This window comes from Breoghania corrubedonensis, from assembly GCF_003053845.1.
In the GTDB taxonomy this organism is placed as follows: domain Bacteria; phylum Pseudomonadota; class Alphaproteobacteria; order Rhizobiales; family Stappiaceae; genus Breoghania; species Breoghania corrubedonensis.
The window spans coordinates 1,067,484-1,086,210 of sequence record NZ_QAYG01000001.1 but is presented as its reverse complement, the minus strand read 5'-3'; the positions used below and the strand labels follow the sequence as shown (position 1 = coordinate 1,086,210).

At 66.3% G+C, this 18,727-nt stretch carries 15 protein-coding genes; 2 read left to right on the top strand and 13 right to left on the bottom strand.

The window, feature by feature from the left end; genetic code table 11:
* Positions 1-84 precede the first annotated feature (84 nt).
* The 5 genes from C8N35_RS04735 to C8N35_RS04715 all read right to left on the bottom strand — a co-directional run bounded on the left by C8N35_RS04735 (position 85) and on the right by C8N35_RS04715 (position 6,817).
* Positions 85-1,449 (bottom strand): FAD/NAD(P)-dependent oxidoreductase, encoded by a 1,365-nt coding sequence (locus C8N35_RS04735; protein ID WP_107988412.1) that lies wholly within the window; start codon positions 1,447-1,449, stop codon positions 85-87.
* Positions 1,446-1,778, bottom strand: a complete 333-nt coding sequence (locus tag C8N35_RS04730; RefSeq protein ID WP_107988411.1) for a (2Fe-2S)-binding protein — start codon at positions 1,776-1,778, stop codon at positions 1,446-1,448. The genes C8N35_RS04735 and C8N35_RS04730 overlap by 4 nt, the downstream gene beginning before the upstream one ends.
* Complete coding sequence (locus C8N35_RS04725) at positions 1,775-3,760, bottom strand: hydantoinase B/oxoprolinase family protein (RefSeq protein ID WP_107988410.1); 1,986 nt, start codon at positions 3,758-3,760, stop codon at positions 1,775-1,777. The genes C8N35_RS04730 and C8N35_RS04725 overlap by 4 nt, the downstream gene beginning before the upstream one ends.
* Before the next feature lie 4 nt (positions 3,761-3,764).
* Positions 3,765-5,840, bottom strand: coding sequence for a hydantoinase/oxoprolinase family protein (locus C8N35_RS04720; protein WP_107988409.1), 2,076 nt, complete (start codon positions 5,838-5,840; stop codon positions 3,765-3,767).
* A 92-nt stretch (positions 5,841-5,932) separates the two neighbouring features.
* Positions 5,933-6,817: a LysR family transcriptional regulator gene (locus C8N35_RS04715; protein WP_107988408.1), complete on the bottom strand. Its 885-nt coding sequence runs from the start codon at positions 6,815-6,817 to the stop codon at positions 5,933-5,935.
* Between the two features lie 107 nt (positions 6,818-6,924).
* On the opposite strand from C8N35_RS04715, the gene C8N35_RS04710 reads away from it, so the two are divergent.
* Positions 6,925-8,031, top strand: a complete 1,107-nt coding sequence (locus tag C8N35_RS04710; RefSeq protein WP_107988407.1) for an NAD(P)/FAD-dependent oxidoreductase — start codon at positions 6,925-6,927, stop codon at positions 8,029-8,031.
* Between the two features lie 2 nt (positions 8,032-8,033).
* On the opposite strand, the gene C8N35_RS04705 is transcribed toward C8N35_RS04710, so the two are convergent.
* Positions 8,034-9,359 carry an NAD(P)/FAD-dependent oxidoreductase gene (locus C8N35_RS04705; protein ID WP_107988406.1) on the bottom strand — a complete coding sequence of 442 codons (1,326 nt, stop codon included), beginning with the start codon at positions 9,357-9,359 and terminating at the stop codon, positions 8,034-8,036.
* Between the two features lie 171 nt (positions 9,360-9,530).
* Here C8N35_RS04705 and C8N35_RS04700 point away from each other — a divergent pair, with 171 nt between their 5' ends.
* Entirely contained in the window at positions 9,531-10,013 is a 483-nt protein-coding gene (locus C8N35_RS04700; protein WP_107989088.1) for an Lrp/AsnC family transcriptional regulator, read from the top strand.
* Between the two features lie 241 nt (positions 10,014-10,254).
* Here the strand turns inward: C8N35_RS04700 and C8N35_RS04695 are convergent, their stop codons facing one another.
* The 7 genes from C8N35_RS04695 to C8N35_RS04665 all read right to left on the bottom strand — a co-directional run bounded on the left by C8N35_RS04695 (position 10,255) and on the right by C8N35_RS04665 (position 18,715).
* Entirely contained in the window at positions 10,255-11,919 is a 1,665-nt protein-coding gene (locus C8N35_RS04695) for an ABC transporter ATP-binding protein (RefSeq protein ID WP_107988405.1), read from the bottom strand.
* Positions 11,919-12,785 carry an ABC transporter permease gene (locus C8N35_RS04690; protein WP_107988404.1) on the bottom strand — a complete coding sequence of 289 codons (867 nt, stop codon included), beginning with the start codon at positions 12,783-12,785 and terminating at the stop codon, positions 11,919-11,921. Before C8N35_RS04690 ends, C8N35_RS04695 begins: the two co-directional genes overlap by 1 nt.
* A complete protein-coding gene (locus tag C8N35_RS04685; protein ID WP_245926654.1) occupies positions 12,785-13,744 on the bottom strand; it encodes an ABC transporter permease in 960 nt (319 codons plus the stop codon). The genes C8N35_RS04690 and C8N35_RS04685 overlap by 1 nt, the downstream gene beginning before the upstream one ends.
* Positions 13,745-13,814: 70 nt before the next feature.
* Positions 13,815-15,428 carry an ABC transporter substrate-binding protein gene (locus C8N35_RS04680; protein WP_107988402.1) on the bottom strand — a complete coding sequence of 538 codons (1,614 nt, stop codon included), beginning with the start codon at positions 15,426-15,428 and terminating at the stop codon, positions 13,815-13,817.
* Between the two features lie 78 nt (positions 15,429-15,506).
* On the bottom strand, positions 15,507-16,238 hold the full coding sequence (locus C8N35_RS04675; protein ID WP_107988401.1) for an HAD-IA family hydrolase: 732 nt from the start codon (positions 16,236-16,238) through the stop codon (positions 15,507-15,509).
* Between the two features lie 192 nt (positions 16,239-16,430).
* Positions 16,431-17,342 carry a 2-hydroxyacid dehydrogenase gene (locus tag C8N35_RS04670; RefSeq protein ID WP_107988400.1) on the bottom strand — a complete coding sequence of 304 codons (912 nt, stop codon included), beginning with the start codon at positions 17,340-17,342 and terminating at the stop codon, positions 16,431-16,433.
* Positions 17,342-18,715: an aspartate aminotransferase family protein gene (locus C8N35_RS04665; RefSeq protein WP_107988399.1), complete on the bottom strand. Its 1,374-nt coding sequence runs from the start codon at positions 18,713-18,715 to the stop codon at positions 17,342-17,344. Before C8N35_RS04665 ends, C8N35_RS04670 begins: the two co-directional genes overlap by 1 nt.
* Between the last annotated feature and the right edge of the window lie 12 nt (positions 18,716-18,727).

Sequence of the window (18,727 nt, the reverse complement as noted above, 5' to 3'; positions counted from 1 at the left end):
GCCGAAACGAGGAGATCGGCGGCATATTCGACTGGTCGGTAGATCGGGGCGAAGCAAAAGATTCGGCCCGCCCGAAGCCCCGCGTCAGATATCGGGATCCGCTTGCAGAAACGCGGATACGGGAACGGGCCGGACGGGAGGCTGTGCGCGCAGTCGCCCGGTCTCGCACGGCGCGCGGCGGGTTTCATCGGCGACGATTTCCGCCCCCGCAAGCTGGCAATAGCGCCCCTGACAACGTCCCATGCCGACGCGGGCGAGAGCTTTGAGCCGGTTTGCCTCCGGCCCGGCCAGCGCGAGCGCGGAGCGGGCATCCGCCACCGTAACGCCTTCGCAGCGGCAAAGCATGGTTTCCCCGGGCAGGTTGCGCACCATATCGGCGGGCCATGGAAAAGCCCTCGCCACGCCTTTGGCAAACCACGCCATCCGCGCCAGCTGGCGCAGATCCTTTCCGGGGTTCGGGGCAGGCAGGGACATGTCGCGAAGGCAGGCAGTCGCGGCAAGCCGTCCGGCGATCTCGGCCCCATCGGCGCCGAGCAGGCGCAGGCCGTCGCCGGCAAGATAGAGCCCGTCGCCGGCGCGGCCCATGGCGTCCGTGACCGGGAGCCATTGATGCCAGATGGGCGACCATTCGAACCGCGCCCCCGCCAGATCCGCAAGATGGGTCTCGGCGCGCAAATGCCAGCCAAGCGCGACCGCATCGCAAGAACTCACCCGCGCACGGCCCGCCGCGTCGCGCCAGTGCAGCGCGGTGGGGCCGTCGGCGTCGGCCTCGATCCGTTCCAGCGTCGCGCCGGGATGATAGAGCCGTCCCAACCCCGCGCGCACGGCGAGCCCGCGCAGCGTCACGCGCGGGCGCGCGAGCGCCATTTGTGCGCCGCCTGCGGCCTGCGAGGATAGCGGCGCGGTATCGAGCACAGCGGCGACATTCGCCCCGGCCTTGCGCAACTGATGCGCGACGAGGGTCAGCAGCGGGCCGGATCCGGCCAGAACGAGTTCGCGGCCCAGCGCCACCCCTTGCGCCTTAAGCGCGATCTGCATGGCGCCGAGACTGTAGACGCCCGGCGCCTGCCACCCCGGCACTGGAGCGAGCCGGTCACTCGCACCCGTGGCAAGGATCAGCCGGTCATACGCGATCCGGCGAACCGTGCCCTCCTGCACGATATGGGCGACACCATCGGAGAGCGCGAAAACGGTTGCGCGAGGGTGATGATCCACCTGTCCGTCGCGCACGAGCCCGTCGAAGGTCCGGTGCAGTGCCGCGGCCTTGTCGGCTTCCGAGCCGTAGAGGGCGCGCGGGGGGCGGGTGAAGCCGGGAGGCGGCCTGCGGTAGATCTGCCCGCCTGCGCGCTCGCCTTCATCCACGATCTGCGGACGCAGACCCACCGCCACGAGCGTTTCGGCGGCGCGGATGCCGGCCGGCCCCGCGCCTATGATCAGCATGCGGGTCATGATGGCCTCTCCGCCCCGGTATCTGGCCAGCTATCCGGCGCGCGGGAACGTAGGCGCATCCCCTCACGCACGGGGGTCCGGCATGCCTGAAGACGGACGCCATCCTCCTGCCAGACCCAGCAATCCTGACAGGCGCCCATCAGACAGAAGCCCGCGCGGCGCTCGGGTCCGAATTCGGCCTTGCGTAGGCTACGGCGCGCGGTGAGGAGCGCCGTCAGCACGGTATCGCCCTCAAGCGCGCCCACCGTCTCGCCGTCGAAGCTCAGGGTGAGGCGCGGGCGCGTTTCCGTCTCCGCCACGCGGACGAACCGGCCCGCCGCCGGTCTCACTCCGCCACCTCGCACAGGAAGGCCGGCCGGGGAAGTTCGGGAAATCGCTCGCAGGTCTCAGTGAAGGCCTGATCGACGCCCTGCACCCCCGCCCGGCCTTTCATGCGCCGGAAGATCTCCGTCTTGGCGAAGAAGCGCCAGTGGATCGGCAGGTCCGCAAGGATCTCGGTCAACCTGTCATAGGCCGCCGCCGTCCACTGCGCTTCGTAGCCGTCGCGCTCGGGGCCGAAATGGAAGTGGCCCTTCGGCACGGCGGCCGCAGCGCGGCATCGGCGCGTTTCCTCCTCGTCCACCCGGCCCTCGCGCAGCACCACGCCATAGTCGTCGCGGGCGGCGCGCTCGGAGACGTAACGCCGGGCCACGTCCTGTGCCACGCGCCAGGGCTGGCGTTCCATCGGGTTGCCGCGCCCGCCGCCACCTGCGGAGCGGATCTCGAGGATATCCCCGGGCTGCAACACGGCCGTGTCGATATTGCCGAGCCGCCGTTCACCGTCTCCGCCCGGATTGACGACCATGTCGGAGAGCCCCGCCGCGCGTCCGCCCAGAATGCCCCAGGGGCGGAAGAAGGAGCGGTCGCGATTGCGCGCCGTGATGCGCGTATCGGGTGAAAAGACCTTGAAGGCCATTTCGGTCGCAAGCCCGCCGCGCCAGCGGCCGGCGCCGCCGGTGTCGCGCGCCAGTCCGTATTTGACGAACTCCACCGGCACCTCGGTCTCGGTGATCTCGATAGGCGTGTTCTTCAGGTAGGCGGCATCGGCGCCCGACCCGTTGGTGCCGTCGCGGTGGGGCATGCCGCCGCCGCCACCGACCACCGGATTGACCGCGGCGATGACCAGCTTCTGGCTGCGTTCGTCGCGGGTCATCACGTTGACGATGCAATTGTTGCCGGCCGGCGCCGCCGGCATCTTGTCCGGCAGGGCCTGGGCGAAGGCGCCGAAGATCACCGAGCGCAGCCGTGCGCACACGAGCGAACGCATGCCCACGGCGGCCGGGGCCACCGGGTTCAGCACGGTTCCTTGCGGCGCGATGCAGGTGAAGGGCCGCGTGAGACCGGTGTTGAGCAGGATGTGCGGGTTGAGCGTGGAGAGAACGTAATAGACGCCGACGAGCAGCATCGTGTGGCGCGGATCGCCACCCGAAGGCACGTTCAGCGAACTGGCCAACTGCGGGTCGGAACCGGTGAAATCCAGAACCGCCTCGTCCCCGCGGATGCGCAAGGTCAGCTTCAACCGGCACGGATTGGCGTTGTCGCTGTCCTCGTCGGCATAATCGGCGAAGACGTAGTCGCCGTCGGGAACTGCCCGCAGGATGTCGCGCGCCTGCGCCTCCGCCTGCTCCATCAGCGCGTCGACACCCGTCAGGAACCCTCGCTTGCCGAAGCGCTCGAGCATCGCGTGGACCTTGCGCTCGCCCGTGTTCAGCGCGCCCACGAGCGCCTTGATGTCGCCGATGTTGAGCGCGGGCTTGCGTACGTTCGTTTCCATGATCCGCAGGATCTGGTCGTCGAACACGCCCTCGCGCACCAGCTTCATGGGCGGAAAACGTATGCCTTCCTGATGGATCTCGGTCAGCGACCGCGACAGCGAGGCGGGCACCGCCCCGCCCATGTCGGTGTTGTGGATGTGGCCGCCGGTCCAGGCGACGATGTCGTCGCCGGCAAAGACGGGTTTCCACAAATGGGTGTCGGGCGCGTGGGTGGCCACATGGCCCGAATAGGGATCGTTGGTGAAGGCCACATCGCCCGGGCGGTAGTCGTCCACCATGGCGATCGCCCGGCCATAGGTCAGGCCCGGATACCAGGTCGCGCCGAGTTCCATCGGTACCGCGAAGGTATCTCCCCGGCGGTCCATCAGCATGACCGTGAAGTCCTGCGTCTCCTTGACGAAGGCGGAATGGGCCGTGCGGTGCAGGGTGTGGGCCATGTTCTCGGCCGCCGCGCGCGCATGGTTGGCGAGCACCTGAAGGGTCATCCGGTCGTACATGGGCCTACTCCGCGATCGTCAGGTGGATGTTGAGGTGAGGATCGACCCGCGCCGACGTGTTTTCGGGGATGGCGAAGGTCGTGTCCTCCTGGACGACGACCGCCGGTCCTTCGAATTGCGCACCGCTGGTCAGCCCGGCGCGTTCGTAGAGCGCAACCTCCGCAAGACCTTGCCGGTAGACCGGCACCATGCGGTCGGGCGCGGCGGGAGCGGAGACCGCATCCACCGTCGGAAAGACAGGCTTGGGCCCGGACCCGATGGCGGAGAGCCGCAGGTTCACGATCTCGATCCGGCCATCGGGATCGTTGAAGTCGTAGATCCGTTGATGGGTTTCGTGGAACGCATCGGCGATCCTTTCCGGGTGCTCGAGCCAGGCCGGCTCCAGCGCCACCTCGATCTCGTAGCTCTGGCCGGCATAGCGCATGTCCGCCGAAAGCCTGAGATCGGCGGCCCCCTCGTGGCCCTGGGCGGCGAGCCAGTCCCTGCCCTCGGCGCAGAGCGAACGGAAATCCTCCCTGAGGCGGCCCAGCTCGGGGCCATGAAGATCGGCATAGACGGTGCGGATGAAATCGCCGCGCAGATCCGCCACGAGACCGCCGAGGGCGGAAACCACGCCAGGGCGGCGCGGCGCGATGACCCGGCTCATGCCGAGCTCGCGGGCGAGGAAGGCCCCCAGCATCGGCCCGCCACCGCCGAACGGCATCAGCGCGAAGTCGCGCAGGTCCACACCGGCACGCGAGGACAACTTCTCCACCTCCACGAACATTTCGGAGATGGCGATGTCGAGGATCGCCTGGGCCGTTTCCTCAAGGCCACGACCGAGTTGCTCCGCGAGCACGCCGACAGCCTTGCGGGCGAGGGCCACATCCATGCGCAGCTGCCCGTAGGCCATGGCCGAATGGCCGAGCCAGCCGCACACGGCCATGGCGTCGGTCACCGTCGCACGTGTGCCGCCGCGCCCGTAGCACGCGGGCCCGGGCAGCGAGCCGGCGCTCTCTGGCCCCACCCGCAACACGCCCTGGCCATCCACCGTGGCCACCGAGCCACCGCCGATGCCGATGGAGCTGACGGAGACGGAGGGAATGTGCAACGGAAATTCGCCGATCAGCTCATCCGTTCCGAACTGCACCGCGCCGTCGACGATCAGCGCGAAGTCCGCCGAGGTGCCGCCGATGTCGAGGGTGAGGACCTTCGCCTCACCTGCCTGCCGGGCGAGCCAGGCCGCGCCGATGACGCCGGACGCGGTGCCCGACAACAGCATGGAGACGCAATCGCGCCGCCCCTGGCCCGCGCTCATCAACCCGCCATTGGATTTCGTCAGCATCGCCTGGGCGGGTACGCCGCGCACCTCGAGCCGGCTTTCCAGCGCTTCCAGATAGCCGGAGACGCGCGGATGGACGTAGCCGTTCAGGATCGCGGTTGACCAGCGCTCGTATTCGCGAATGACGGGCCAGACCTCCGCTGAGGTGAACACGAACAGATCCGGTGCCTGCGCCTCGATTGCCGCCTTGACGGCCGCCTCCTGCGCGCCGTCGCGCCAGCTGTGCAGCAGGGCGACGATGATGCCCTGCACGCCGGCCGCTCTCGCCCCCGTGACGGCATTGGCGATGGCCCCGGCCTCCGGCGCCAGGCTTTCGCTGCCATCGGCATGCAGGCGTGCGGGAATACCGAAGATGCAGTCGCGGGTGATCAGCGGCTCCGGGCGGTGGCAGAACAGGGAATACATGTCCGGCATGCGCAGCCGCGCCAGCTCGATCACGTCCTCGAACCCGGCATTGGTGATCAGCGCCATCCGCGCGCCCTTGCGCTGCAGGATCGTGTTGATGCCCACCGTGGTGCCGTGCACGAAGCGGCTCACCGTTTCCGGTGCGAGACCTTCCTGCTCGGCCAGAAGATCGAGCCCGGTCACGAGTTCCGCCCCCGGATTGTCCGGGGTGGTCAACACCTTCAGCGAGGCGATCCGGCCCGAGCGGGTCTCAAGGGCACAGAAATCCATGAAGGTGCCCCCGATGTCGACACCGATCTTCCAGTCGGCCGCCGGGCCGCCCTGGGACATGCTGCGGGGAGCGCTGGCATCCATGTGGATCCGTCCTTTCTGGTTCGTTGCCCGCAAGCAACCAGAAAGGACGTGGAGCGTCCAAGACGCATCCCGGCGGATTGCATAAGTCCGGCTTATGCCAGGTCGGCGCAACTGGCGCGGATGTGGTCGCTCAGGATTTCTTCCGCCCGTGACAATGCCTTGCCCTTCAGCGTCAGCAGCGACAGCGGCACGCTCGGACTGCCGGCGAGGTCCGCCCTTCGGATGCCGGGATATTGCGCCCATGGCGAAAGCGCATCGACCACGGCGATGCCGAGCCCGGCCTGAACGAAGCCCACCGCGGCGATGGACGAGTCGATTTCGATATCGGGCCGGAAACCCGAGCCTTGCGCGCGGGCCGCTGCCTCCAGTTCTTCATGGGGGCGGGTCAGGTTGCGGTAGGATATAACCACCTCGTCAACGAGATCGGCAAAGGAGAGCGATGCGGCGGCGGCACGCGGATGGCTCTCGGGCAACAGGCAGCAGAAGGCGGTCGCGGCCAGTCTCTCCACGCCGATATCCGGCGGCAGATTGTCGTCGAGCGCCAGCGCCAGCGCCGCGTCGCCCGCGCGCAGAAGGGCGACCATGGACGCGATCGGCGCGACGTGGGTCCGCAGGATGATGTCCGGGTGCTGGGCGCGAAAGCTCGCCAGGGCTTGCGGCAGCAGGGCCATGGCCGGCGGCGGCGAGGCAGCGATCCGCACCAGTCCCGCCCGCCCCAGCCGGAGGTCCGAGGTCTTGCGCCGCATGCCTTCGAGGCCGGCGAACAGGCGTTCGGCCTCCGGATACAGCTCCCTTGCCTCGGGCGTGGGGTGAAGCCGTCCCTTCTCGCGATCGAAAAGCGCAAAGCCCAGTTCATCCTCCGCATGGATGAGGATCTGGCTCAGCGCCGGTTGCGAGATGTTGAGCAGCCGGGCAGCCCCGGTAACGGTGCCCGCCCGCATGACGGCGGTGAAGACTTCAAGCTGTCGGACGCGCATGAGAACTCCATAGATTGAGCTTATAGGTTTCCCACGTTCCCGTCTTTGACGAAAGAGGGACTGCCCGGCTCTGATGGGCGCTGCCAGACACGGAGAAAGGCAGCGGAATGGATGCGATCGTTCTGGGCGGCGGACTTATGGGCACGGCCTCGGCCTTTTTCCTCGCCCGGCGGGGCATCCGCACGACGCTGATCGAGCGCAACCGCATCGGAACGGGGGCCACGGTCGCCTCCTTCGGCAATATCCGCCGCAGCGGCCGCTACCTGCCGCAACTGCCGCTCGCCCATCGCTCGCTTGCGCTTTGGAACCGCGCTGAGGCGCTTCTCGGCCGCGACGTGGAATTCCGTGCCACAGGTCACCTGCGACTGATCTTCGACGCGGACGGGCTCGACCTGATGCGCCGCTTCGCCGAGGACGCGCGCCCCTGGGGGCTCGATCTGGAGGAACTGGAGCCGGCCGACATACGCCGCCGGTTTCCCGGTCTCGGTCCCGAGGCGATCGCAGCCTCCTTCTCTCCCAACGACGGTTCGGCCAATCCCCGGCTGGTATCGCCGGCCTTCGCCGATGCCGCGGCGCGCGCCGGGGCGCGCATCCTCGACGAGACGCCGGTGACCGCGATCCGCCGGACGCCCGCCGGCTTCACTCTGGACACCGACAGGGGGTGTATCGAGGCCGAGGTCCTGCTCAATTGCGCCGGGGCCTGGGGCAAGGCGGTGGCCGCCTCCTTCGGCGAGGATGTTCCGCTCGCAGCCTTCGGCCCCCAGATGGCGGTGACCGAGCCCCTGCCGCACCGCATCAGCCCCGTGGTCGGTGTCTGGTCGAGCGCGCATGGCGCCTATCTGCGTCAGGTGGAGCGCGGCAACGTGGTGTTCGGAGGCGTTGTGGACCGCGTCCCCGTCGATCCCCTGCCCGGTCATGCCCGGCCCGATCCGGGGCGGCTTCCCGCGCAGTTGCGGCAGGTTGTCAGGCTGGTGCCGGCGCTGCGCGACGTCGCGGTGATCCGGCAATGGTCGGGCTGCGAAGGCTATGTGGAGGACATGCTTCCGGTGATGGGGCCGTCGGCCACCACCGCCGGGCTGTTTCATGCCTTCGGCTTTTGCGGCCACGGCTTTCAGCTCGGCCCCGGGGTGGGCGATGCGATGGCGGATCTCATCGCCACGGGCGCCTGCGAGACCCCGCTTGAGCCCTTTCACATCGCGCGCTTTGCCTCATGAGATCAGAATTTCGCCACCTTGCCCCATTGGCTCTCGTCGAACCTCGACAGTTTGTACTGGCGGGTCTCGGTGATGGGCTCACGCCCCAGCAGCATGTCCGCGACCAGATGGCCGACGCCGGGGCCAATGCCGAAGCCGTGGCCGGAGAGCCCCGCGGCGATCGCCAGTCCGCGGATGCCGATATCGGCGTCGATCACGGGAACGCCATCGGGCGTGCTGTCGATATAGCCGGCCCATTCGGCCTGCACCGGCACCTGCGCCAGCGAGGGCAGCAGATTGCGCGCGCGGCGCAGCGTTTCCGCCACCAGCCGGGCGGAGGGGCGCGGATCGAGAATGCGGGTCCGCTCCATCGGCGTGGGCCGGTCGAGCGCCCATTTGCTGCGGGTCTCGAAACCGGCCTGCCAGGCCTGAGCGCCGCCGGGGGTCAGTGCCCGCCAGCGCTTGGCGAGCATGGGCAGGAATTTCGTCGCCCCGAACAGCATGCCGGGCGTGGGATCGACATGGGCGCGGCCCGATATCGCCAGCGTGAGCCCGCCGTCGCCCCGGCGCGTGACCGAGACGGTCGCCGTGTGCAGCGCGGGCGGAATGTCATCGGCACCGGGCGCAAGCGACAGGATGGAGCTGCGCACCGAGGACTGGGGAAGGGACACGCCGATCTGGTGAAGAAAACTCGCCGCCCAGGAACCGCCGGCCATCACCACCGAGGACGTGCGGATCGTACCGCGTTCTGTGACGACGCCGCAGACCGCGCCGCCAGCCATTTCCAGACCGCGCGCGGCGCAGTTCTGGATGACCCGGCCGCCGTGTTTCTCCACCGCCTGCGCGATCAGCGGCGCGGCACTGGCGGGATCGGCGATGCCGTCGCTGGGGCTCCATACCCCGCCCTTCCAGGTCTGGCCGGTCTTCGCGCCCCGCTCACTGGCTTGCGCGGCGCTCAGCATGCGGGTGTCGACGCCTGCGCCGCGGGCAAAGCGTCCCCATTGCGCCCAGCCCTCGATCTCCGCCTCGTCGTTGGAGAGATAGAGCAGGCCGCACCGCTGAAAGCCCAGACCGGGACCGATATCGGCGACCATTTCCTCCCACAGCGACAGGCCGCGCGTGGCCAGAGGCAATTCGCGCGCGTCCCGGTTCTGCTGCCGGCACCAGCCCCAGTTCCGGCTGGACTGTTCCGCCCCGACCCGCCCCTTTTCGACAAGAACGACCCGCTGGCCGGCACGCGCCAGCCAGTAGGCGGTGCTCACGCCGACGATGCCGGCACCGATGATGACGCAATCGGCTTCAGCCGGCGGCTGGGGGGCGGTTTCGATGTGGAACAGGGGAGCGGACATGGAATTCTCCGGGCTTTTGGGAGAGCCTATCGCATGCCCCGCAGCCGCTTGTGCCGGATGCTGCGCGTCAGACGGCATTTGATGTCAAATCGAGTTGACTTTGCCGGCACGTCCGCCTTTCACAAGGGCCGTGGTATGTTGCGCTGAAGGACCAATAGGATGATCAGTAGCCTGAAACTGGATCGGATCGACGTCAGGATCCTCGCGGAATTGCAGCGCAACGGCCGTATCACCAACGTCGAACTGGCGGAATTGGTGAACTTGTCCCCATCGCCGTGTCTGATGCGGGTGAAAAAGCTGCAGCAGGCCGGCTACATCACCGGCTACACGGCCCAGATCGACGTGGCGAAACTGGGAGAGACCCTCACGGTCTTCACCGAGTTCACCTTGAAGAACCACCGCCAGATCGACTTCGCCCGCTTTCAGGACGCCTTGAAGAACGTCGACAGTTGCGTCGAGTGCCATCTCGTTTCCGGCGGCTACGACTATCTGAGCAAGTTCGTGACCTCCGGTATTGCCGACTACCAGATGATCATCGAGGGCCTCATCGATCGCGATATCGGTATCGACAAGTATTTCAGTTTCGTCGTGATGAAGACGCCCTTCGTGAAGACCCAGATCCCCCTGACCCGCCTTTTCGCGGACAGGATCTAGGGGGCTTCATGGTTTGACGAAAGCGGTCGGGGATTATCACCGCTCTCATGGGAAGAGGTCGACATATCGCGTCGGGTGAGAGGTGTCGAGCGCGCCGTATCCACGCGACATCCCATCTCCTCACCTCACCCCTCTCCCCACGGGAGAGGGGCCGGATCGTCCTTGCGGCGGTCATTGGGTCGTGCGTTGCCGCCCTGCTGGGGCATTGGGGGCTCGCCCGGAAAACCGCGGAAAGCAGGCCTCAGCGGCGCGAGAAGGCTGCGACCAGTTCCGGGTCCTGTTCCAGGCTCGTCAGCCAGTTGGGATCGAGCTGGGGAACGGAAGAGATCAGCAGCTTTGAATAGGGATGTTGCGCATCTGCGGACATGCGGGCCGCCGGCAGCGCTTCCACCACCGCGCCCTTGTACATCACCAGAACATCGTCGCAGATCGCCTCGACTGTCGACAGGTCATGGCTGATGAACATGTAGCTCAGATTGAGCTCGTTCTGCAGGTCGCGCATGAGTTCCAGGATCGCGGCCGCGACGACCGTGTCCAGCGCCGAGGTGATCTCGTCGCACAGGATCAGAACCGGATCGGCGGCCAGCGCGCGTGCCAGATTGATCCGCTGCTTCTGCCCTCCCGACAATTCGCCCGGCAATCTGTGACGCAGGCTCTTGGGAAGATGGACCATGTCGAGCAGCTCGTTGACCCGCTTGTCGCGCGCCGCCCCCCTGAGGCCATGATAGAAGGTGAGCGGCCGGGCCAGGATCGTTCCGATCGACTGGGCCGGATTGAGCGCCGTATCAGCGAGCTGGAAGACGATCTGCGCGCGCTGTAGCTGTTTCTTTGTCCTGTTTTGCAGGTCGGGCGCGAGCTCGTGTCCCTCAAACAGGACGGATCCGCGATAAGCCGGCAGGATACCCGCGATCGCCCTGGCGAGGGTGGATTTGCCGGATCCGCTTTCGCCGATGACCCCCAGGTTCCGCCCCGGCTTCAACGTGAAGCTCACGTCCTCCAGGACCTTGATGGTCGGCTCGCGGTTTTCGACGCGACCGTAGCCGGCATGAAGGCCGATGACCTCAAGCAGAGGATGATCGACATCCCGGCCGCGAGCCTCTATCGGGGTGTGCTGAACCGGTTCGAAGGCGGCCAGCAATTCTCTGGTATAGGGATGCGCCGGGGCGTGCAGAATCTGTTCCGTCGTGCCCTCTTCCTGAACCTCGCCGTTCTTCAGGACGATCATCCGGTCGGCGATCTGGGCGACGACGGCGAGGTCGTGGCTGACATAGACGCCGGACATGTTCGTCTTTTCCAGCACCGAGCGAAACGCCTTGAGAACCTCGATCTGGGTGGTCACGTCCAGCGCCGTGGTCGGTTCGTCGAAAACGACGAGCTTCGGGTCGCCGATCAGCGCCATGGCGGCCGAGAGGCGCTGAAGCTGACCGCCCGAGACCTGATGCGGGTAGCGGTTGCCGATCGTGTCGGGTTCCGGCAGTGCCAGCGCGCGGAACAGGGAACGGGCGTGTTCCTCCGCCTCGGCGCGCGGCATCAGCTTGTGGATCAGGGCGATCTCGATGACCTGATCCATGATCCGCTTTGAGGGATTGAAGGCGGCCGCGGCGGACTGGGGAACGTAGGAAACCTCCACGCCGCGCAGCTTGCACCGTTCGGTTTCCGACATCGCCGTCACGTCATTCTCGCCGACGCGGATCGTGCCGCCGGTCATCTCGCAGCCCGGGCGGGTATAGCCCAGCAGCGAAAGCGCGATGGTGGTCTTGCCGGAACCGGATTCGCCGATCAGGGCGAGAATTTCGCCCGGCGCGATGTCGAAGCTCACGCCCCGGATGATATCGATCTTGCGTCCGCCGTCGGTCGTCGCACCGACCTTGAAATCGCGTACGGAAACGAGTGGCGCGTCGGTCATTATTCGCTCCTGTCGCGGATCCTGGTGGGAAGATTGTCGATGAACATGTTGACCGAGATGGTGAGCGAAGCGATGGCGAGCGAAGGGAAGATCACCGCCGGCGCGCCGTAGCTCAGGCCCTCGATGTTCTCGCGCACCAGCGCCCCCCAGTCCGCGTTGGGCGGCTGAACGCCGAGGCCGAGGAACGACAGCCCGGACAGGACCAGCACGATGAACACGAACCGCAGCCCCAGATCTGCCAGCACGGACCCGACGATATTGGGGAATATCTCGCGCAGGATCAGATAGGGCGTCGCCTCGCCGCGGGCCCTGGCGACGGTCACGAAATCCATGGTGTTGATGTTGACGGCAAGGGCCCGCGCAAATCGGTAGGAGCCGGGCATGTAGATGGCCGTCAGCGTCAGGATCAGGACCGGAATGGACGATCCCACCGCAGCCACGACCACAAGTCCGAAGAGAAGAGACGGGATGCCGTTGAAGGCGTCCAGCAACCGCGACACGATGGTGTCGAACCATCCGCCCATGACGGCCGCGATCATTCCGAGGATGACACCCAGCGCGCAGGCGAGCGTCACCGCCGCCAGGGCAATGCCAACGGTGTAGCGGGCGCCCATCATGACGCGCGAAAAGATGTCCCGCCCGAGGTAATCGGTTCCCATCCAGTACTTTGCACTGACGGGCCCGAAGAAATTCCAGTCGACGATCTTGCCGACGGGATAGGGCGTAAACCACTGGCCGATGATGGCGACCGCGCACCACATCACGATGATGGCCAGTCCGATGCGTCCGGCCCAGTTGAACACATAGGTTCTTTGACGGGGGGCCGAGGTGCCGCGGGCACGAGAAAGACGGAGAGGCAGGGTCATCAGCGTCGCAACCTCGGATTGGACAGGATGGCGATCATGTCTGCCAGCGTGGTCAGGCTCAGATAGCTGAAGCAGAAGATCATCGCGCATGACTGGATGAGCGGAAGGTCGCGGGTCGCCACCCCATCCACCATCAGCTTGGCGACGCCGGGATAGTTGAACACCGTCTCGACGATGATGACGCCGCCCACGAGGTAGGAGAGCGACAGCGCCACGGCGTTGGCAATGGGACCAAGCGCGTTGGGCAGGGCATGCACCAGCACCATGCGCGTGCGCGAAGCGCCCTTGAGCAGCGCCATCTCCACATAGGGCGTGTTGATGGTTTCGATCATGGCCGCTCGGGTCATCCGGATCATCTGGGCCGACACGACGAAGCTCAGCGTGATCACCGGCAGCGCGTAGGCGCGCAGAATGGCGCCCAGACTGTCCACATCGACACCATAACTCAGCGCCGGCAGCCAGCCGAGCCAGACGGCAAAGATGAGAACCGCCAGTGTCGCGATCATGAACTCGGGAACGGAGATGACCGCGATGGTCAGAATGGAAATGGTGCGGTCGAGAAGCGTTCCTCGCCACATCGAGGCGAGAATGCCCAGGCACAAGGCCACCGGGGTGCTGAGTGCGGCGACCACGCCGGCAAGCTTCAGCGAATTCGCCAGGCGTCCGGCGATCAGGTTCGAGATCTCCATGTGGTTGACATAGGAAATCCCCAGGTCGCCGGTGGCGAGCCCCGTGAGCCAATGTAGAAAACGCAGGATCGCAGGCTCATTGAGCCCCATGGCCTCGCGCAAACCCGCAACCGCCTCCGGCGTGGCGGCCTGGCCCAGCAGGATCTGGGCGACATCTCCTGGAAGGAGCTGGGTTGCGAAGAAAACGGCGAAAGAGACGATCACAAGCGTGATCAGCGCGATCCCGAGCCGCTTGGCAACCAGTAGCCAGGTGGTGGAGGATTTTAGCAAGCAGAGACTCCCCTTGCCGAAGGCGGGAACTGTCCGCGCGCTGCGGGCGCGGACAGTTCCGTGTGGAAGATCAGCTTTCGAGCCAGACGTATTCCGCGAAGGCATAGCCCATCTGACCGCCGAGCGGGTTGGGCAGCAGGCCCTTGAGCCGCGAGGACAGTCCATCGACATTGGAAATGTAGGCGGGAATGACCGTGCCGGCCTCGTTGGCCACCATTTCCTGCATGGCCCAGTAGATTTCGGTGCGCCTCGTCTCGTCGAGAGCGCCGCGCGCCTCGATCATCATCCTGTCGAACTTCTCCGACTTGTACTGGCTCTCGTTCCACGGCGCCGTGGAGGCATAGAGCAGCGAGAACAGGATGTCAGGGGTCGGCCGCGGGTTGATGTTGCCGAAATGGATCGGGGCCTTCAGCCAGTAGTTCGACCAGTAGCCGTCCGAGGGGACCCGCTGGACGTCGAAGGGCATTCCGATCTGATCACCGGCCTGCTGCACGATCATCGCCATGTCCACGGAAGACGTTGCCGCGTCAGAGGCGACGATCGGTATCTTCTGTCCCAGGACGCCCGCCTTCTTGAACAGCGCCTTGGCCATGTCCGGATCGTAGGCGCGCGGCTTCAGGTTGGGGTTGTGATAGCGGTCGGCGGGCGAAACCGGCTGGTCATTGCCGATCTCGGCCAGGCCACGCAGCGCCGATTTCTGGATGGCCTCGCGATTGATGAGGCTTTTCATGCCGTCGATGAAGCCGGCCTTCTCGCCCGGATCCAGGTCCAGGCGGATATTCAGATCGGTGTAGTTGCCGGAGGTGGTAACCGAGGTCTGGACGCTGGGCTGGCCTTCCAGCAGCCGCATGGAGCGGGGATTGAGCGAGGCGCCGAGAACGATGTCGCCCGACAGCAGCGCATTCACCCGGGCGTTGTTGTCGGTGATGGCGAAGTACTCGAAGCTGTCGAGGTAGGGCTTGTTCGACTTGAAGTAGTTGGGGTTCTTCACCGCGACCGATTTCACGCCCGGCTCGAACGTCTCGCAGATGAAGGCGCCCGTCCCGTTGGCCTTGGAAAAGTCGGTGGTGCCCTCGGCGACGATCATGAAGTGGTGCAGGGCGAGAATGGTCGGCAGATCGGCATTCGGCTCGGCCAGCACGATCTTCACCGTCTGATCGTCGACCTTCTCGATCACTTCCATCTGCTTGGCGATGGAGTTCACCTTGGAACCAACGCTCTTGTCGAGGTGACGCTTGAGCGAGAAGACGACGTCGGCGGCGCCGAAGGACTTGCCGTCATGGAAGGTCACGCCTGCCTTGAGCTTCACCTGCCAGGTCTTCGCATCCTCGGACTCGACCGCGTCCGCAAGCTCCATCCGGATCTGGCCATGTTCGTCCAGGAACGTCAGACGGTTGTAGAAGGCGCAGCAGCGTACGTAGTCGGTGGACAGCGACGCCTTGGCCGGGTCGAGCGTGTCGGCCGTCGAGGAGGACCAGCCGGCGGCCTTGATGTGGCCGCCCGAAACCGGTTCGGCGGCCAGAGCGTCGCTGGCGCGCAGCAGGATGCCGCTGCCCGCGGACAGGGCCACACCCGAGCACATCAGCATCTTCAGCATGTCGCGGCGTGACGCTCCGCGACGAATGGCATCCTCGATCATGACATCGTCACGACCGGTCCAGTTGATCGGCATCTTGTTCGTCATTGTCGTTCCCTACTTCTGGATGACCCCATTCGGTTCTTGTCGCCGTTATGGGCCCTGGCTGCTGCGGAAAGGTTGGTCTTACTCTTCAAAGGCGCTGTCGGCGGCCTCGGCCAGCTCGATCAGCGCGTGGAAGTGATAGTCGGGCTCCGTGAAGCTCTCCGGCGCGATAGTGCCGCCATAGCCCTTCTGGGCATGACGCCGCTCGATCCAGGCATTGCTCATGCCAAGCTGTCGCGAAATGCCGATGTCGTGGTACTGGCTCTGCGCGGTGTGAAGGATGTCGCCCTTGCCGGCGCCCGCTGCCTCGACATGGTGGAAGACCTTCTCGAAGAAGACAGGGTCCGGCTTTTCCGTTCCCGTCTCATCGGTGGTGAAACTCGCCCAGAAGGGAAAGCCGAGCTTCTCCTCGTATTTCTCGAAAGCCCACCGGCGGGCATTCGTCATGGCGATCAGCCTGTAATGCTTCTTCAGCCGGGCCATGGCTTCGACACTGTCGGGAAAGGGCTTCGCCTCTGCCACCGCGTCGATCATCGCCTGCCGGTTCTGCGGCGTGTCGGGAAGCCCCAGGGCCGCCGCGATCTGCCCGTAGCAACGGCCCAGATCGTCGGGAAACAGCCCGGCATCTGGCTGATAGCGCGCCGCGCGATAGACCTTCAGCGCGTCTTCCCCGTCGATCTCGGCCCCGGCCCCGGCCGCGATCCCGGCCAGTCCCCGGATGATCGCATCCTCGAAGTCGATCAGCGTGCCGACGACATCGAAGGTCACATAGGCGAAGGCCGTCAGGGGCTTTGCGGCGGTGTGGGTTATCATTGCGGCCAAACCTTCCGATTGCGGCCCGAACGCGGCGGCTTGCGCCGACCGGCACCGGGACGTGTCTTCCATCTAGCAGCAAGCTTCCGACAGCTTGCCGGCTTCATTTCTCCGAAAACCGCGGGGGGTGCGGCATATTGTTTCGTATTGCGCGAGGTTGCGGCATATCGCGCCAAATGGCGGTTTCGGGCTTCAATAGCCCCGGCTCTGGTCCACCAGCCCCGGAATGGGATCGCCCGCCCGCGAGGCCCTGACGACCTCCAGCGCATGCCGCGCGCCTTCGTGCGGGTCGGTGTGAGACGCCACATGCGGCGTCACGATCAGGTTCGGCTTCCGCCACGCCCAATGATCGGCCGGCAGCGGTTCGGGATCGGCCACATCCAGCATCGCGGTGCAAAGCCTGCCGCTCGTCAGCCCCATGCGCAGCGCCGCCATGTCGAGATGGGCCGCGCGCCCCGCATGAACCAGACAGGCGCCTTTCGGCAGCTGCGCGAAGAGCTTCGCATCGAGCAGGCCTCGCGTCTCGTCGGTGAGCGGCAGCAGGCAGACCAGGATATCGCTGCGGGCAAGGAAATCGCCAAGGCCCGCCTCGTCGTAGACATCGACACTATCCACCGGTGTGCCGGATCGGCTCCATCCGGCGACGGGAAATCCCAGCTGTGCGAGGCTTTGCGCGGCCAGGCGGCCGATCCGGCCCATTCCCATGATGCCGACGCGCCGCATCCCGGCCGGGCGCGCCGGGTGGGCCTGCCACAGCCCGTGCCGGGACTGCTCCAGATAGCGGGGCATGTCGCGGTGCAGCATGAGTGTCGCCATGACCACCCAGGCGCGCACCATGTCTTCGATCCCCGGCGCGATCGTGCGCGCAAGCGCGACGCCGTCGGGCAGGCGCGGGATCTGGTCGACACCGGCGCCGATGCTGAGGACGACCTTGAGGTTTCGATATCGCGCGAGGTCGCCCGGGGGCTGCCAGCAGGCCACGTGGGTGATGCGGGAGGGATCGCTCACCGCCTCCTCGCCCACCAGCATTTCCTCTCCGGCATCGGCGAAGACGGAACGCCACACGGCCGCGCGTTCCGCCGTCGACAGAAAGAGCAGCGCCATCAGCCGAGGATGTCCCGGATTTCAGGGTCCTGAAGCGTCTGGTCCAGAACCGTGCGTGTGCGTTCCACGATCTGGTCGATCTCGTCGGCCGTGCAGCACAAGGGCGGGGCGTACCCGAAGATCCCTTGCGGGAAGGAACGCACGATGAGGCCCGCGTCCCAGGCCCGGTCGAACAACCGCGTGGCGGGCTGGAGAGATGCGGGCAGCGGCGTCCTGGCCGCCTTGTCGCTCACCAGTTCGACAGCGGCCAGCATGCCGCGGCCGCGCACGTCGCCGACCAGCGGATGATCGGCGAGCGAGCGAAGGCCCTCCATCAGACGTGCGCCCATGGTGCGGCCGTTTTCCAGCAGTCCGCCTTCATAAAGCGCCAGCACCTCCAGCGCCACGGCGGCGGACACGGGATGCGCGGAATAGGTGAAGCCGTGGCCGACCGCCTTGGCGCCTGCGCCATCGGCGATCGTCTGGTAGACATGCTCGCGCATGAACACCGCGCCCATGGGCACGTAGCCCGACGTCAGCCCCTTCGCGGTGGTCATCAGGTCGGGCACGATGCCCTCTTCCTCGCAGGCGAACAGCGGACCGGTGCGGCCGAAGCCGGTGATGACCTCGTCGGCGATGAAAAGGATGCCCAGTTCGCTGCATACGTCGCGCATCGCCTTGACCCAGCCCGTCGGCGGCACGAGCACGCCGCCCGATCCCTGGATCGGCTCGAGATAGAATGCCGCCACCCGCTCCTCGCCGATCTCGGCGACCTTGGCGCGAAGTTCGGCGACCGATGCATCGATGATCGCCTGGGGCTCAGGGCCGACCGGATTGCGATAGACGTAGTGCGACGAAATCTTGTGCTGCCAGGAATAGGGAATCCCGAAGCCTTCGTGGAAGCCGGGCAAGGCGGTGAGGCCGGCCCCGGCCGATGTCGAGCCGTGATAGCCCTGTTCCACCGAGATGAACTGGTCGCGCTGCGGCTCGCCCCTGGCGTGCCAGTAGTAGCGGACGAAACGGATGGTGCTGTCGACCGCATCGGACCCGCCGAGCGTGAAGTAGATGTGATCGAGATCGCCCGGCGAGCGTTCGGCGAGTTCCGCCGCCAGCCGGATCGGCGCCTCGGCGCCGAGATCGAAATAGCCGGTGGCATAGGGCAGCTTGCGCATCTGATCGGCGGCCGCCGCCACGATGCTCTCGTGGCCGTAGCCGGCGTTGACGCACCACAGTCCCGCGAAACCGTCGATCAGCGTATGGCCCTCAGCATCGGTGACCTGCGCCCCTTTCGCCGAACGCAGGACGCGCACGCCCCGGGCCTCGTGGCCGCGGAAAGAGGAAACCGGATGGATCAGATGCTTCCGGTCGAGTTCGACAAGGGAATTGCTCAGCATGGAAATCTCCGA

Excerpts from the sequence above, each read along its gene's own strand:
- C8N35_RS04735 (WP_107988412.1), bottom strand. The coding sequence starts at position 1,449 with ATGACCCGCATGCTGATCATAGGCGCGGGGCCGGCCGGCATCCGCGCC.
- C8N35_RS04725 (WP_107988410.1), bottom strand. The coding sequence starts at position 3,760 with ATGTACGACCGGATGACCCTTCAGGTGCTCGCCAACCATGCGCGCGCG.
- C8N35_RS04720 (WP_107988409.1), bottom strand. The coding sequence starts at position 5,840 with ATGGATGCCAGCGCTCCCCGCAGCATGTCCCAGGGCGGCCCGGCGGCC.
- C8N35_RS04715 (WP_107988408.1), bottom strand. The coding sequence starts at position 6,817 with ATGCGCGTCCGACAGCTTGAAGTCTTCACCGCCGTCATGCGGGCGGGC.
- C8N35_RS04710 (WP_107988407.1), top strand. The coding sequence starts at position 6,925 with ATGGATGCGATCGTTCTGGGCGGCGGACTTATGGGCACGGCCTCGGCC.
- C8N35_RS04705 (WP_107988406.1), bottom strand. The coding sequence starts at position 9,359 with ATGTCCGCTCCCCTGTTCCACATCGAAACCGCCCCCCAGCCGCCGGCT.
- C8N35_RS04695 (WP_107988405.1), bottom strand. The coding sequence starts at position 11,919 with ATGACCGACGCGCCACTCGTTTCCGTACGCGATTTCAAGGTCGGTGCG.
- C8N35_RS04690 (WP_107988404.1), bottom strand. The coding sequence starts at position 12,785 with ATGACCCTGCCTCTCCGTCTTTCTCGTGCCCGCGGCACCTCGGCCCCC.
- C8N35_RS04680 (WP_107988402.1), bottom strand. The coding sequence starts at position 15,428 with ATGACGAACAAGATGCCGATCAACTGGACCGGTCGTGACGATGTCATG.
- C8N35_RS04675 (WP_107988401.1), bottom strand. The coding sequence starts at position 16,238 with ATGATAACCCACACCGCCGCAAAGCCCCTGACGGCCTTCGCCTATGTG.
- C8N35_RS04670 (WP_107988400.1), bottom strand. The coding sequence starts at position 17,342 with ATGGCGCTGCTCTTTCTGTCGACGGCGGAACGCGCGGCCGTGTGGCGT.
- C8N35_RS04665 (WP_107988399.1), bottom strand. The coding sequence starts at position 18,715 with ATGCTGAGCAATTCCCTTGTCGAACTCGACCGGAAGCATCTGATCCAT.